Genomic DNA, 14229 nt, shown 5'->3' on the forward strand with positions numbered 1-14229 from the left:
GGCTGCAAAAAATTCATCCCAGCAGCCCAGTAATGTTGTATCGTTGTAACGTTGTATCGTTGTATCGTTTTTAAGTTAGATCGACTCTAATCCCAATTCTGCTTTCATTAGCTCTATGATTTTGAATTTTTGAATTTTGCCAGTGATAGTCATTGGGTATTCGCTGACAAAACGATAGTAGGTCGGTACTTTATAATGGGCAATATGCTCAAGACAGAACTGCCGTACCTCGTCTTCAGTTAAACTATCCGGCTTTTTGGCAATTATCCAGGCGGCTAATACCTCACCATAACGCTCATCGGGTATGCCAACCACTTGTACGTCGCGGATTTTAGGATGACGGTATAAATAGTTTTCGATCTCGACCGGATAAATGTTTTCGCCACCACGGATAATCATATCTTTACTACGGCCAACCACGTTGATATAACCGTCTGCATCCATAGTGGCCAAATCGCCGGTATGCATCCAGCCGTCTTGAATGGCTTCATGGGTCTTAAAACGACTGCCCCAATAACCTTTCATCACTGAATAGCCGCGGGTCAATAGCTCGCCAGTCCCTCCAATCGCTACAGTATCACCGGTTTCGGTATCGATAATTTTGACTTCAATCGCTGGCAAAACCAACCCTACCGTGGACACTCTTTTTTCAAGTGGGGTATGCTCATTAGTCTGACAAGAGGCCGGACTGGTTTCCGTCATGCCATAAGCAATGGTGACTCCGCTCATATGCATTTTATCGATGACCCGGCGCATCACCTCAATCGGACAACTAGAACCGCCCATAATGCCCGTTCGCAAACTGGACAAATCAAAACTCTCAAACTCTGGATGATCAAGCTCAGCGATAAACATGGTCGGTACGCCAAGTAAGCCAGTACACCTTTCCTCTTCTACCGTTTGTAATACGGTCAAGGGATCAAAGCCATCATTGGGATAGACCGCGCAGCCACCGTGGGTCAAGATGGCTAAATTACCACCAACCATTCCGAAGCAGTGATAAAGCGGCAAAGGGATACATAGTCTGTCTTTCTCAGTTAAGTTCATCGACTCGCCGAGGAAGTAGCCATTGTTTAGAATATTACGATGACTTAAGGTCGCGCCCTTTGGCGTACCCGTGGTACCGCTGGTAAACTGCACACTAATAGCATCCGTATTTTTCAGCTGTGCTTGCCGCTCGGCAATGCGCGGATCATTAGCATCGCCCTCTGCTATCCACGCCGAAAATTTTTGCATAAAATTAAAGTCTTCATCACTACCAGGCTGATCAATCCAAATGATGCGTTCGACAGTAGGCATTTCGACTAAGTCGAGCTGCTGATAGCTCTTATGATAAATCTCAGGGCACAACTCACCGATCATTTGTGCGTAATCGCTGGTTTTAAAATGACGCATTAACACCAGTGCTGAGCAGCCTAATTTATTCAACGCATACTGCAGCTCAAAAGTGCGATAAGCAGGATTAAGGTTGACTAAAATGACCCCAACTTTTGCAGTTGCCAACTGCAGCACAAGCCATTCAGCATTGTTGTGCGACCAAATACCAATGCGATCGCCAATCTCAAGTCCCATCTCGATAATAACACTGGCCAACTGATTAACCTGTTGTTGCAGCTCTTGATAAGTCCAGCGGATATTTTGATGCCGTGACACCAGTGCTGCGCGCTCAGGATATTTATCTACGATAGCATCAAAAAAGTCGCCGATAGTCGCTTCAATAAGCGGCACATCAGGGCCTTTGTCATAGCTTTGGCTGAGTGGCGCATTGGCAGAACGTGCACCCATATTAACGTGAGGAATAGTACTAAGAATAGTGTCAAAATAAGAGGGTTGAGTCATAACGAGTCCTTTCGTTTTGCTTTATTGGTTTACTTGCTTGTATTGCCATGTAGACGTATTCATAGCAGATATTGCCGTGTGAGCGCTTAATATGCTAATGGTTATAGATTATTAACCTGCCATATTCTTCCTTAAATATGTTTGCTATAACCCTATGTACTATAATGCCTTCGATGAAAGACTGTCAATTTTATTGATACAACCTGTATCACTTAATAAAATGAATAGCTCTTCATTCATACTGTAAAAATAAAAAAAGCCAGCGGCATGTCTTATAATGCGACGCTGGCTTTAAATTTTAAGTAACTTGCTAAATTTTAAGTAACTTGCTAGATATTAATTAATCTAACAGTGGCTACGCCTTAGCTATGATAGGTGCTTTTATGGTTACCGTAGCGCTTACTGCCTCATGATCGTCGAGCAGTTCCATGACTAACTCGTCAGCACTGTCGCTTTTTACTTGCCAATTGCCAGTAGCCTTCGGTACGCCAGTCACCATCACCGAAATAGCTTTATTTTTCAAACGTATCATTGGTGGCTTATGATCATAACCACCATGCTCATGCCCTAAAATATCATCAGCAATCGTTGCTGCCTGCGCCCGTAGCGGTGCCACATAACGACACGCCACGCCATTAATAGACATGCAATCGCCAATGGCATAAATATTTGCCGCATGAGTACGCAATGTGAGCGCATCAACCACGATACCAGTACGACGATCGAACTCAATACCAGCAGCGGTAGGTAATTTATCATCGACCAATAGCCCGGTACTAGCAATCACATGATCGACTACCAGCGGGGTGAATTGTTGAATACTGAGATCTTCTGACCCTGTATCTAAAGGCCCATAACTGATATGTAACTGACCATCGCTATCACGAGTGATGCCTGATACCTGACAGCCACCCAAAAACTGAATACCTTGTGATTCAATCGCTGTTGTAATGCGGGCAGTCGCTTGCGGTGGTAGCATTTGCGATAGTGGCGCGTTATTCAAATCAATTAGAGTGACTTTATGACCGGCTTTTAGCAAATCTTCTGCAATTTCAGTACCCACCATACCGGCACCAACAATAGCCACCCGTTGACTGCCTGTGGCCAGTTTTTCTTGCAACTGTCCAAAGCGCTCAATATGGTTGACATGCCAGACCAAATCTTCAGGTAGACTTTTTGGAAAGATAGGATGAGCACCCACTGCCAGTACTAATTTTTCATAATGGATAGATGTTGGATTAGTAGTATGGGTATCCGCTGCTCCCGTTGCCGCAAGATGTAATTGCTGGCTGTCAGAATCAATATCAATAACCTGAGTATGGGTGAGTAATGTTATATTCGCGGCTTTCGCGGCCTCAATACCAGTTGCACGCACTAGGTCAGCAGCGCGTTTATTCTGGCTGATAGCCATGGTCAGCATAGGTTTATGATAACGATCACCATTATCGGTAGTGATTAAGGTGATGGGAATATCTTTATCTTTGCTACGAATCGCATCAATGACATGCCAGCCCGCTAAACCTGCACCGATGATCACAATATCTTTCTGAGGTGATGACATAGGCGACGTGGACATATTTTCTACACTCATGATGGCTCCAAAGGTTGCGCCGCTCAGCTGTTGTTATTATGCCACTGCCTGCGATGCTATTTATGATAAATGGATAATAGATAGGTTTTGTCTTGCGGCTTGTATATGAAAAATAGCCTCAGCTATTGTAACAGCAAACTAAGGATGACTCACGTCAACAGTATGCGCTAAAGAGCCATGCTAAGCTTATTAACCTTATTTATAAAAATCAATTCGGCTCGGGCGTATTATAGATCCGTTATTATTGAGATAAAAGAACGTCCGTGCGAGCTGGCAAACAACAAAAATGAGTGTTGTCTATTAGATTATGATGAAGAGGACAGTTTTGTTCATGCTCAACAATATAAAAAAAAGCGCCTAGTAGGCGCTTTTAGTAACGATTAACTTATATAAACAATGGCTTAATGATTCAAAATCTTAGATAAGAACATTTGCGCGCGCTCACTTTTCGCTCCTTCAAAGAACTGATCTTTACTACAGTTTTCGACGATATGCCCTTCATCCATAAATACAATACGATTGGCGACCTGGCTGGCAAAGCCCATTTCATGAGTCACACACATCATGGTCATGCCATCGCGTGTTAGCTCCACCATGACATCTAGTACTTCTTGAATCATTTCAGGATCTAATGCCGAGGTTGGTTCATCAAATAACATTGCCACTGGGTCCATCGCTAAGGCACGAGCAATCGCTACCCGTTGCTGCTGCCCACCAGATAGCTCAGCTGGATATTTTGCTGCTTGTACGGTCAGCCCTACTCGATCTAGATAGGCCATAGCCTTTTTTTTGGCTTCGCTTTCGCTGCGACCTAATACCTTAATTTGTGCTACCGTCAGATTATCAATGATGGTTAAATGCGGAAACAGCTCAAAATGCTGAAACACCATACCGACTCGGCTACGTAGTTTGGGTAGATTAGTCTTTGGCGCTCCGACAGAAATGCCATTAACCATTATCTGACCTTTTTGAAAATTCTCCAAGCCGTTGACAGTTTTAATAAGGGTTGATTTACCACTGCCCGATGGTCCACACACTACCACCACGTCGCCCTTGTACACATGCGAAGTGCAATTTTTTAGCACCTGAAAGTCACCATACCACTTGCTAACATCACTCATCTCGATGACAATCTCATCACTAGCATGACCATTATTCGTGACTAGACCGCCAAAATCATTCATGTACGTATCAGCATTACTCATTGCTGGCTCCTAACCTTAATCTTGTTGGGTAGTAGTATGTTTAAATAATTATATAAAAATTAATCGTATTCTACAAAAGCTTATTTTTAAGGCTGTCTACTGACAGTCGTCACTAGAACCTTAGGCGTTTTTGAACTTGCTGTACCCCTATAGAGGCACTGAGGCTAATGATAAAATATACGGCACCCGCTCCTAATATATAGGGTGTTAGTAAGCCCATTAGCTCACCGCGCACATAGGCGGCACGGAAAAAATCTGTCAAGCCAATAGCAAATACTAAAGTGGTGTCTTGGAATAAAATAATACATTGCTGCAAAATCAATGGCAGCATCTTACGAAAGGCTTGCGGCAAAATCACTAAGCGCATCGATTGCCCGTAATTCATACCTAATGCTCTAGCAGCATTGACCTGTCCACTACCAATAGACTGAATGCCCGCGCGCACTACTTCAGAGAAATAGGCCGCCTCAAACATCATAAAGGCGAGTACACAAGAAGCAAAGGCAGTATCTAGTTGTAGGTATTTGCCCGCTATCCAAAAATAAATCATCGGTACCGCAAAATAAAACCACAGCAGTACTAGTAACAGCGGTACTGAACGAAAGTAATTGACGTATAACTTGGCAGGAATTTCTAACGCTTTAATGCCAGATAGGCGCATTAAGGCCAATACCGTTCCTAAACTGATACCACCAACAATCGCTAAAAACAGGACCTTTAAAGTAGTCAGCATACCGTCTATTAAGGCGGGATAAGCGGTAGTAAGTTCGGTCATCATATTCATTTCTGACCCCCTGCGATAAGCCCTGGCACGCGAAGTTTGCGCTCAATCAGTCCCATAATGGCAATCAGTGATAGGTTGAACACCAAATAAATGATGGTCGCGTAAGTGTAAATCTCCAGGCTATTTTGGGTATATTCACTGATGGTTTTGGTTTGGCTAATCAGCTCCATTACCCCCACCAAGGACGCTACCGACGCGTTTTTAAAACAGTTGGTCAGCTCCGAGCTAAGCGGTGGCAAAATTACCCGAAAGGCTTGTGGTAGCAACACTTCTTTATAAGCTTGAGGAATGCTCAAGCCTAATGCATAAGCGGCATTGATTTGTCCTTCAGGTAGCGACTCAATACCAGTACGCACTTGCTCAACAATGCGCGCAGCTGTAAATAGCCCAAGGCCGATACTGGCTGAGAGCATAGCTGAGGTATTCGGAGATAACTCCTTATACCACCAGTCTTGTACCGCAGGCGTCAACCAACCAGGAGCAATATAAAACCAAAAGAATAGCTGAACCAGCAGAGGAATATTACGAAAGAACGTGACATAAGCGGTGCCAATGCCACGGGCCGCTTTGTTCGGTAAAGTGCGCATGATACCAAAGATGGTACCAATAACCATAGCAATGACCCACGCGATACCACCAATCAATAGCAGCCAGCCAAGACCTGTAATCATCCAGTGAATATACAGCTCATTGCCGATACCGGTATGCTCAAATAGCACACCCCAGTTCCAGCTATAGTTCATTGTTGTCTCTCCGAGCAGCGATAAATAGGCTCATCTCATGCGCTAAGCCAGTGTTAAACACTGGCTTAGGCGCACAAGTGAGCTATATTGAGGGACAAAAGGTCATTACTGTGCCGTAGCAACTTTAGGCTGGGCACTATCATGTGGATTAGCGATCAGTGCTTTTAAGTTATCTGACATCTCAAAGTTTAGGTTGACGTTTTTAGGTGGAATCGGATTTAGGAACCACTTGTCATAAATAGCATTGATCTCGCCTGAGCTAAAGACATTGGCCAACGCTTCATCAACCACGGCTTTAAATTCAGGGTCGTCTTTACGCATCATACAGCCATAGATCTCAAATGATTGTGGCGTACCAACGATGACCCATTCATCAGGATTTTTCGCTTTGGCTTTTTCGCCTGCAAGTAAGACATCATCCATCATAAAGGCATCAGCGCGGCCATTCTCTAACATCAAGAAGCCTTCACCATGATCTTTTGCCGAAATGATACTGATACCCATCTTCTTTTCGTCGTTATATTGACGGATATAACGCTCTGAAGTGGTGCCCGCTGTGGTTACTAACGTTTTACCTTTTAGGTCTTCAAAATCTTTAATACCGGAGTCAGTTTTGGTTAATAATCGCGTACCAATTTCAAAGAAACCGTTTGAGAAGGCGACTTGTTTTTGGCGCTCTTCGTTGTTGGTCGTTGAGCCACACTCAAAGTCAATGGTACCGTTTTGTACTAATGGGATACGAGTTTGTGAGGTGACGAGGTTATAGCGAATATTGAGGTCTGGCATATTTAGCTTTTGCTTAACCGCTTCAACTACTTTCATTTCTAAATCATGAGCATAGCCGATAGGCTGGTTGGGATCATCTGAAATATAAGAGAAAGGAATCGAAGAGTCACGATGACCGACCACGATAGTTCCTGACTCTTTGATTTTTTGTAGCGTGCCGTTAGTAGTGGCTGCACCATCGGCGGTCGCCGCATCATCAGTGGCTGTTTGGTTGCTGTTGTTACAGCCAGCTAAACCTAATGCTATGCAGGCTACTAAGGTTAACGGTTTGGAGATAGAATAAGTCATTAGATACATCCTTTTATCACATCATCATAAAATTGGGAGCGAGCTTGCGTGCTACTAGTGTCAATTAAGTTAACGCTATGCGTCCGTGCTGTTATTGTGAGTTATCATAATGCAACTTAATGTTACTGTACAACACTTTCGCTACCGTTAGTAACTTTTTCCTTAAGAATAAATATTTAATTGTTATCGCTCTGCTTTGAATTTCTTGCTTTTGTTACTGAGTAAAGACTTTTTATCTCAATAATAAACCGAGCTGGTCGTGATAGACGATAGGATTCATGCAGTGGAAATAAAACTTATTATGATAGCGTTTAAGCATTCAACCAATATAGTTAAAATACCTTAAAAACGCTAGGATACTAAAAACGCTAGGATACTGCTGGTATAAGCTTTTTGCCGCCTCTGCCTGCGTAGGCACAGCAAGCAAGAACAACTTATGCCAGCAGTAGGTTATTTATCGATATTACGTTTCATTGACTATAGTTGATCTATTGGTTTATGACGTATTCCTCCCAATCTTATTATTGATAACTTGCGAGTAACCCCCATAAAGCTACCAACTTCTTAACAAGACAATTGACTTATGACTCAAGCAAATCAAAACGACCAAACGCCAAATACTGACAGCATCTCTATCGATAATGACCTACGTCAGCGCTTTTTTATCGAAGACTCTCCCGTGCGTGGCGATGTGGTTCGCCTATCGCGCAGTTATGCCACTACGATCGCTCAAAAGCCCTATCCCGAAGCTATTAAACGCTTATTAGGTGAGATGCTGACCGCGGCAAGCTTGCTTATTGGTACGGTTAAAATTGATGGTCATCTGTCTATTCAATTACAGTCATCAGATAGTGACAGTCTGCTTAATTGGGCTATGGCTGAATGTGACCAAGACGGTATCATCCGTGCGCTAGCCAGCTGGAAAGCGGATAGCGATGAGCAAGTACAGGCGTGGGAAAGCATGACCCACGCCAATGACGCATTTGCTGAGCTTGGTGCTGTAGGCCAAGGGGTATTATTTATTAATATTCAACCTGAGGGTGGCGAGCCCTATCAGGGGATTGTCGAGCGCAGTCATGACAATCTAGCCGACTGCTTGGCCCATTACCAAAAACAATCGGCACAAATTCCAACGCTGATTAACCTAGCATCAGACGGTCTACAAGCGGGTGGCATACTGGTACAGTTGTTACCGCGCCGTGACGACGAAGAACAAGAACAGGTCGATACCGATTTGTGGCCACGCTTATCTGTACTGACACGCACGATTAAGCCGGAAGAGCTAACGTCGCTACCGACCAATGAACTGTTATATCGTCTGTACAATGAAGAACAGGTGGTATTACCTGAACCGGTGGCGCTAGCATTTGGTTGTACCTGCTCAAAACAGAAGTGTGAAATGGCGATTGAGCAGATTGGTGAAGCCGAAGCTTTAGAGATTTGCGAAGAACAAGACGGCGCTTTTGAGATGGATTGCGGATTTTGCGGTGAGATTTATCGTTTTAATAAAGAGGATGTTGCGGCAATATTTGCTGAGTAATGTTTACTTATTAGTTTAACTCAGCCTGCTTGTTATCTAAAACCCTCAAGTATAATACTTGAGGGTTTTTTTATGCCGGTAATTAACGCTACTTTACTGATATAGTTAACACACCTTAAAAACGCGACGGTACTGCTGGTATAAGATTTTTGCCGCCTCTGTCTGCGTAGGCACAGCAAGCAAGAAAAACTTATGCCAGCAGTAGCTTATGTATCGATATTACTTTTCATTGACTATACATGCAGCAATACTAGGACTGATGCTCTTCATAACATCATATTTAAGTCATTTGGATAAGAATATATATGAGGGCTACTTTCCAGACCCAGACTTAGTTTTTGAGCCGTCGCCTTGGTTAGCATCACTTTACTCATTATCTAATAGCCATTCGATGACCTGCTTATGTACCCTTTTGCTATAGAGTAAGTTGTAGTGGCTGAGCCCATAAAAAATGGCCTTACGTTCTTCCGGTACGGTCAAAGCATGCTCGCCAGTATGTTCACCTAAGGCAGATTCTATCGTAACCAGACCATCACCTAGCAATCCTGTCATTTTAGAATCGTAACTAGAATCAACTAAGGTGGCCGCAATGAGGTAGGTATTGACATGCAAAGGCAGCTGAGTAGGATGGCGAAATTCTTGTGGCAAAACGCTGCGACCTTCTAAAGACTTCCAGTCGGCATCACGAATACTGCCATAACGTAGGTCAATGATGCCTGCACTACGCAAATCACCTAACTTGGCTAATGACCCAGCAAAAGGAAGCTTAGCAATCCTATCTTGCACATAACTGCCTATACGTTCTAAGCTTGCGCCTTGATGCGGAGACCCTAGAGTAACGAGATTGTGTACTTGTTTTACCCAATTAAAGCCTTGCTCTTTACCATAAAATAGGGCGCTACGAGCGACTAAGCCACCCATACTATGGCCAATTAAATCAATTTGAGTGATGCCTGGATTATTATTGACTAAATCTTGTAGTACTTGAGAGAGGTTACGCCCGTTGCTTGAAATATGTCGTCCAGTATTGTAATTAAGATATAAAATGGTAGATTTCGGCTGGCTACGACTAATGCGTTCACCTAGATTATTATTCTTGAATACATTCCAGGTTAAATGGCTCATACAAAGCCCATGACATAAAATGATAATACGACCTGATATTTCACCTTGCTGTAGATGGCTATATTTTTTATGTAAAGAGCGATCGTATAGAGCCATCGGCACAGCGAGTGGATTATGATGATTAACAAGATGATCACCCATAACGCCATTGAGAATATTGACCAACCGCCTCAATTTCCTAGGTAGAGGGGGGACGTTTTTTTGATTCCGTATGTTGTTATACAGCCAAAGCCCTGATGTTAAATTAGTACCTACCACTGACATTACATAACGTACCGTACTATATATTCGTCCAGTAAGACCGCGTTGCCACTTGGTGAGATTGCGATCATCCAAGCGCCCTAATGGTCGTAAAATAATCTCACGATGGACGGCTTCTACTATATCAGTGACTTCTACTATCCCCATGGTTGCCAACTGAGCCAACCCTTCAAATATATCGCCTAAAGAAAGGGGCTCGCCTAAGGTTGCAGCGCTACTCTCCTCTGTTATAAAACTGGCTGTTTTATCCACATAAATGTATTCCAGCTGAGCCAGCTGCTCATACACGTCACCCTGAAGTGACGTGCTAGCATCAGAGCTGGCTTCATCAGAGCTGGCTTCAGAACTGAATTCAGAGCTAGCTTGAGTATCAAGTTCAGGCTGAGTACTGGCTTCACTAGTACCCTGATTATGGATAGTATAATCGTCATGTAACGAATTGGGACTGGGCATAGTTCTGGCATATTCAGTAGTAAGGATAGAGTGGTATTCTATCCTATAATTTTATAAACAAAAGTAGATTATTTGTGTTGCAGGTATGCTTGTTGTAAGGGATATTTGTACTATAGGGTAGTCAATGCACCACCTGCTATCATCTTGATATTAATATAGATCAAAGGCCAATAATAGCGATGACTGCGTTGACGTTTCTTATTACCATTATAATGCCGCGTTCGTTTTCTAAATCACTGGTTAATACTACAGTGCTACTTAGTAGTGCTACTTAATGCTACTTCCTAGTGCTATTTAAAGTGAAGCCGTATTTAATAAAAAATCCCAAATCATAGCTTGGGACTTTATGTAGAATTTTTATTTAAATCTGCTATTTTTAGGTCGTAGACGCCGATGGACCAAATGACTCCGCTAATATCACATCACCATCTTCTTTGGTAATCATGACTGTGGCTGAGCGCGGTGTACTGCCACCATCGGCTGCACCCCAGGTATTACCAGGATGCTGAATATTAATAAATAGCGTTTTGAAGTCTGGGGTCATGGTAATACCAGTCACTTCACAACCTTCAGGGCCGACAAAGAAACGTTTGATATTATCATTATTTGCGAACGTACCGACTCGAGTCTGCCGCCCTGCCGAGGTTACTGTAGGCGCGCCGTCACTCACATTGCCTGGTAGTGCCGCTAGTAACATACAGCTGCTGGTATCGGTATATGCACCATCATCAGTCTGAATCCACAGTACCCCACGCGGATCAAAATATAAACCATCTGGTGAAGAAAAATCATTGTTATCATTTAATTTTGATAAATTTTCTGCGGCCAAATCACTAGGTGAGGCAAACAAATAAATATCCCATTCAAAGCTCATTGCCGCATGGTCACCACCGGTCTCTGCCCAGCGGATAATGTGGCCATTGTCATTACCGCGATCTTTTCCGCGCGCTTGGTAACTGCGTGGATTAGTGGCCGAGACTGGTTGGTCCTCACGTTCGCCCCGCAGCTTATTATTGGTTAAGGTGACATAAACCTCACCAGTTATGGGGCTGACCGACACCCATTCTGGGCGATCCATTTTGGTCGCACCCAATGCGTCAGCAGCAGCACGGGCAAAAACTAAAACCTCATCTTGTCCATTGAACGGCAGCGCGCTGTTAGCAGCATCCAGTCCATTTTGCCCATGTATCAACGGCTGCCACTTACCGCTGCCATCATCATTAAAGATAGCGACATGTAACGTACCCTCGTCCATATATTTGCTACCTGCTTTTAAACCACCACCAATATCACTGTTTGACCATAAAGCATTAGAGACAAACTTGTAGATATATTCGCCGCGTGCGTCATCACCCATATAAAAGACTACCGGCTTTCCTGACTCAACCGGCGCATAAGCGCAGTTCTCATGCGCAAAACGTCCCAGTGCCGTACGCTTTTGCGGTACAGAATTTTGGTCAAAAGGGTCTATTTCAGTCATAAACCCAAAGGTATTAAAACCATTACGGTAGTCATCAGCCGCTGTTGCACCGACCACTGTCATGTCCCAACGCGAGAACTCATCGGCGACTTTGGCCTCCTTAGCATCGGGGGTGTGCCATAAATAGCCCCAACCAGAAAAGTCTTCTGTAGCCCCGTAACGCGCACGGCCAGCGTTTTGCGTGGCACTTAATTGGCTGGCATCCTGCCCACGGGCAAAGACCCCTAAAAAATTCTCCTCCGTGGTTAGATACGTGCCCCAAGGTGATAAGCCAGCGCCGCAGTTATTATTGATACCGCGGGTCTGATAACCGGTTGGGTCAAATTTAGTTTTGACTAGGTCTGAGCCTGCAACTGGTCCGGTAAAGGTCGCCAGCGTACTACTGGTAAGGCGGCGATTGTATTTTGAGTTGAGTACCATTTCATAACCCACGCCATCTGAACGACGGGTCATCTCAACCACAGAAACCCCATGACAATTGACTTCACGGCGTACATCACTTGCCAGCCGTCGACTTTGGTATATAGTCTCAGCATCCTTATCTGGAGTCACGAAATAACCAAAAGGACTCAGCTCGGCACTATTGACGTACTCATGATTCATCACTAACAAGCCGTTGTCTGAGGCTTTTGCATCATATGCACTGTCTTTTTTGCCAAAGAACCACATGCCGTCATGATTGTCACCCATACGCCAATCAAATGACTCAGCTGACTGCTCACGGTTGTCTTTCCAATTCTCAATGCCAGAAATCAACGGTGTCCCTAGGGGTAATATTATCTCAGCTTTATAACCCTCAGCCACGCTCATGGTCTCGGCAGTCGAGTGTGGAACAGCAGTGAACCTTAAAGTCTCAGGGCGTTTTAAATCACCTATCGCAGGGATAGCAACATTATTATCAGTAGTGGTGATAGGATTTAGATTATTACTGCTACCACCGACCCTACAGCCAACTAATGGCAAAGTTCCAAAGAACGCTGCAGCCGTCAGGCCTGTACCACCCTTTAAGATATTACGACGATTCAGTCGGCGCTTAATAATGGTCTGAAAATCAGTATTGTTAGTAGGGTTGGAGTCTTCAACGACTTCGTGGGCGAGGTTTTGTGTCTCATTAAGTACGGTCATTATCGGTCACCTTGCTGTTAGGCTAGATTATCATAAATGGCATTTTGATGACTGGACTTATCAAGCCACCAAAGCGTAAACATACCTGAGTGTACTTAGCATTTATGACAGTTCGTTGAAAAACAGCTGACCGTTTGAGGATAGTTTTTAATGATGCTTTATTTTAATGATGGCTCAGTTTTGACCAGGACTCGTTAAACCAAAAAATCCCAAGCCAGGCTTGAGATTTTTAACTTATAAAAATGAGTCTTAACTCAGGAATTTTATTGTACGCGCGCCTGCCACTCGTGCTCACCAAGTTTAAGCCTTAACCGATCACCAGCCTGTAATATGCCAACACCACTTGGCGTGCCAGTCATGATGACATCGCCCGCTTGTAGACTAAAGGCACGGCTAATCTCAGCGAGTAACTCATACACTGGAAATAGCATTAACGCACTATCGCCATCTTGTTTAAGCTGATCATTAATAGTTAACTGAAAGCTAACTTTGCGAAAGTCGCCAAACGCTTGCGGGTCGATCCATTCAGCCAATACACAAGCGCCGTCAAAACACTTCGCACGCTCCCAAGGTTGGCCTTTTTCTTTCAGCTGACTTTGTAAGTCGCGCAAGGTTAAATCCAACCCTAGAGTCACCCCACCAATCGCTTGCTGTGCCTGCTCAATATTGGCATTATTCAAATCAGCTGATAACTGAATGCACAACTCCACTTCATAGTGAGTATCACCGTGTATTGTTGAATCTGGACGGACAATACTATTAGCAACTGAGTCCTTACCAACAAAAACCACAGATGAGGCTGGTTTCATAAATAATATTGGTGAGGTTGGTACCTCATTACCCAATTCATGAGCGTGCGCAGCATAATTACGACCAACACAGACCACTTTACCAATAACTGCACGCTTGTCATAACTAGCAGTAGCTTTGACCTCATTCTCTTCGGCGGCGTTTACTACAGGACTAGGTAACGATTGGCTCATGCTAAGCTCTCATAATAAATTTATGG

The 14229-nt window shown here is 43.8% G+C and carries 10 protein-coding genes; 1 reads left to right on the forward strand and 9 read right to left on the reverse strand.

The genetic code is table 11. The features are described from left to right. Positions 1-75 precede the first annotated feature (75 nt). The 6 genes from H4W00_RS00585 to H4W00_RS00610 all read right to left on the reverse strand — a co-directional run bounded on the left by H4W00_RS00585 (position 76) and on the right by H4W00_RS00610 (position 7236). Positions 76-1839, reverse strand: a complete 1764-nt coding sequence (locus H4W00_RS00585) for an AMP-binding protein (protein ID WP_209955443.1) — start codon at positions 1837-1839, stop codon at positions 76-78. A gap of 355 nt (positions 1840-2194) precedes the next feature. Next, on the reverse strand, positions 2195-3430 hold the full coding sequence (locus H4W00_RS00590) for an FAD-dependent oxidoreductase (protein WP_209955444.1): 1236 nt from the start codon (positions 3428-3430) through the stop codon (positions 2195-2197). Positions 3431-3831: 401 nt separating this feature from the next. Further along, a complete protein-coding gene (locus tag H4W00_RS00595; protein WP_209958762.1) occupies positions 3832-4614 on the reverse strand; it encodes an amino acid ABC transporter ATP-binding protein in 783 nt (260 codons plus the stop codon). 133 nt (positions 4615-4747) lie between these two features. Beyond that, positions 4748-5419 (reverse strand): ABC transporter permease subunit, encoded by a 672-nt coding sequence (locus tag H4W00_RS00600; RefSeq protein WP_209955446.1) that lies wholly within the window; start codon positions 5417-5419, stop codon positions 4748-4750. Next, positions 5416-6162, reverse strand: a complete 747-nt coding sequence (locus H4W00_RS00605) for an amino acid ABC transporter permease (protein WP_209955448.1) — start codon at positions 6160-6162, stop codon at positions 5416-5418. Before H4W00_RS00605 ends, H4W00_RS00600 begins: the two co-directional genes overlap by 4 nt. Positions 6163-6267: 105 nt before the next feature. Next, positions 6268-7236: a glutamate/aspartate ABC transporter substrate-binding protein gene (locus tag H4W00_RS00610; protein ID WP_209955451.1), complete on the reverse strand. Its 969-nt coding sequence runs from the start codon at positions 7234-7236 to the stop codon at positions 6268-6270. A 583-nt stretch (positions 7237-7819) separates the two neighbouring features. On the opposite strand from H4W00_RS00610, the gene hslO reads away from it, so the two are divergent. Next, on the forward strand, positions 7820-8776 hold the full coding sequence (hslO, locus tag H4W00_RS00615; protein WP_209955454.1) for an Hsp33 family molecular chaperone HslO: 957 nt from the start codon (positions 7820-7822) through the stop codon (positions 8774-8776). Between the two features lie 366 nt (positions 8777-9142). Here the strand turns inward: hslO and H4W00_RS00620 are convergent, their stop codons facing one another. From H4W00_RS00620 to H4W00_RS00630, 3 genes are all read right to left on the reverse strand, one after another. Then, a complete protein-coding gene (locus tag H4W00_RS00620; RefSeq protein WP_334684828.1) occupies positions 9143-10615 on the reverse strand; it encodes a PGAP1-like alpha/beta domain-containing protein in 1473 nt (490 codons plus the stop codon). Positions 10616-10991: 376 nt separating this feature from the next. Continuing rightward, positions 10992-13220, reverse strand: a complete 2229-nt coding sequence (locus tag H4W00_RS00625) for a PhoX family protein (RefSeq protein WP_209955456.1) — start codon at positions 13218-13220, stop codon at positions 10992-10994. A gap of 263 nt (positions 13221-13483) precedes the next feature. Next, a complete protein-coding gene (locus H4W00_RS00630; protein ID WP_209955459.1) occupies positions 13484-14203 on the reverse strand; it encodes a fumarylacetoacetate hydrolase family protein in 720 nt (239 codons plus the stop codon). Positions 14204-14229: the final 26 nt, after the last annotated feature.

It is taken from the genome of Psychrobacter sp. PL19, assembly GCF_017875835.1.
Taxonomy (GTDB): Bacteria; Pseudomonadota; Gammaproteobacteria; order Pseudomonadales; family Moraxellaceae; genus Psychrobacter.

Excerpts from the sequence above, each read along its gene's own strand:
- H4W00_RS00585 (WP_209955443.1), bottom strand. The coding sequence starts at position 1,839 with ATGACTCAACCCTCTTATTTTGACACTATTCTTAGTACTATTCCTCAC.
- H4W00_RS00590 (WP_209955444.1), bottom strand. The coding sequence starts at position 3,430 with ATGAGTGTAGAAAATATGTCCACGTCGCCTATGTCATCACCTCAGAAA.
- H4W00_RS00595 (WP_209958762.1), bottom strand. The coding sequence starts at position 4,614 with ATGAATGATTTTGGCGGTCTAGTCACGAATAATGGTCATGCTAGTGAT.
- H4W00_RS00600 (WP_209955446.1), bottom strand. The coding sequence starts at position 5,419 with ATGAATATGATGACCGAACTTACTACCGCTTATCCCGCCTTAATAGAC.
- H4W00_RS00605 (WP_209955448.1), bottom strand. The coding sequence starts at position 6,162 with ATGAACTATAGCTGGAACTGGGGTGTGCTATTTGAGCATACCGGTATC.
- H4W00_RS00610 (WP_209955451.1), bottom strand. The coding sequence starts at position 7,236 with ATGACTTATTCTATCTCCAAACCGTTAACCTTAGTAGCCTGCATAGCA.
- hslO (WP_209955454.1), top strand. The coding sequence starts at position 7,820 with ATGACTCAAGCAAATCAAAACGACCAAACGCCAAATACTGACAGCATC.
- H4W00_RS00620 (WP_334684828.1), bottom strand. The coding sequence starts at position 10,615 with ATGCCCAGTCCCAATTCGTTACATGACGATTATACTATCCATAATCAG.
- H4W00_RS00625 (WP_209955456.1), bottom strand. The coding sequence starts at position 13,220 with ATGACCGTACTTAATGAGACACAAAACCTCGCCCACGAAGTCGTTGAA.
- H4W00_RS00630 (WP_209955459.1), bottom strand. The coding sequence starts at position 14,203 with ATGAGCCAATCGTTACCTAGTCCTGTAGTAAACGCCGCCGAAGAGAAT.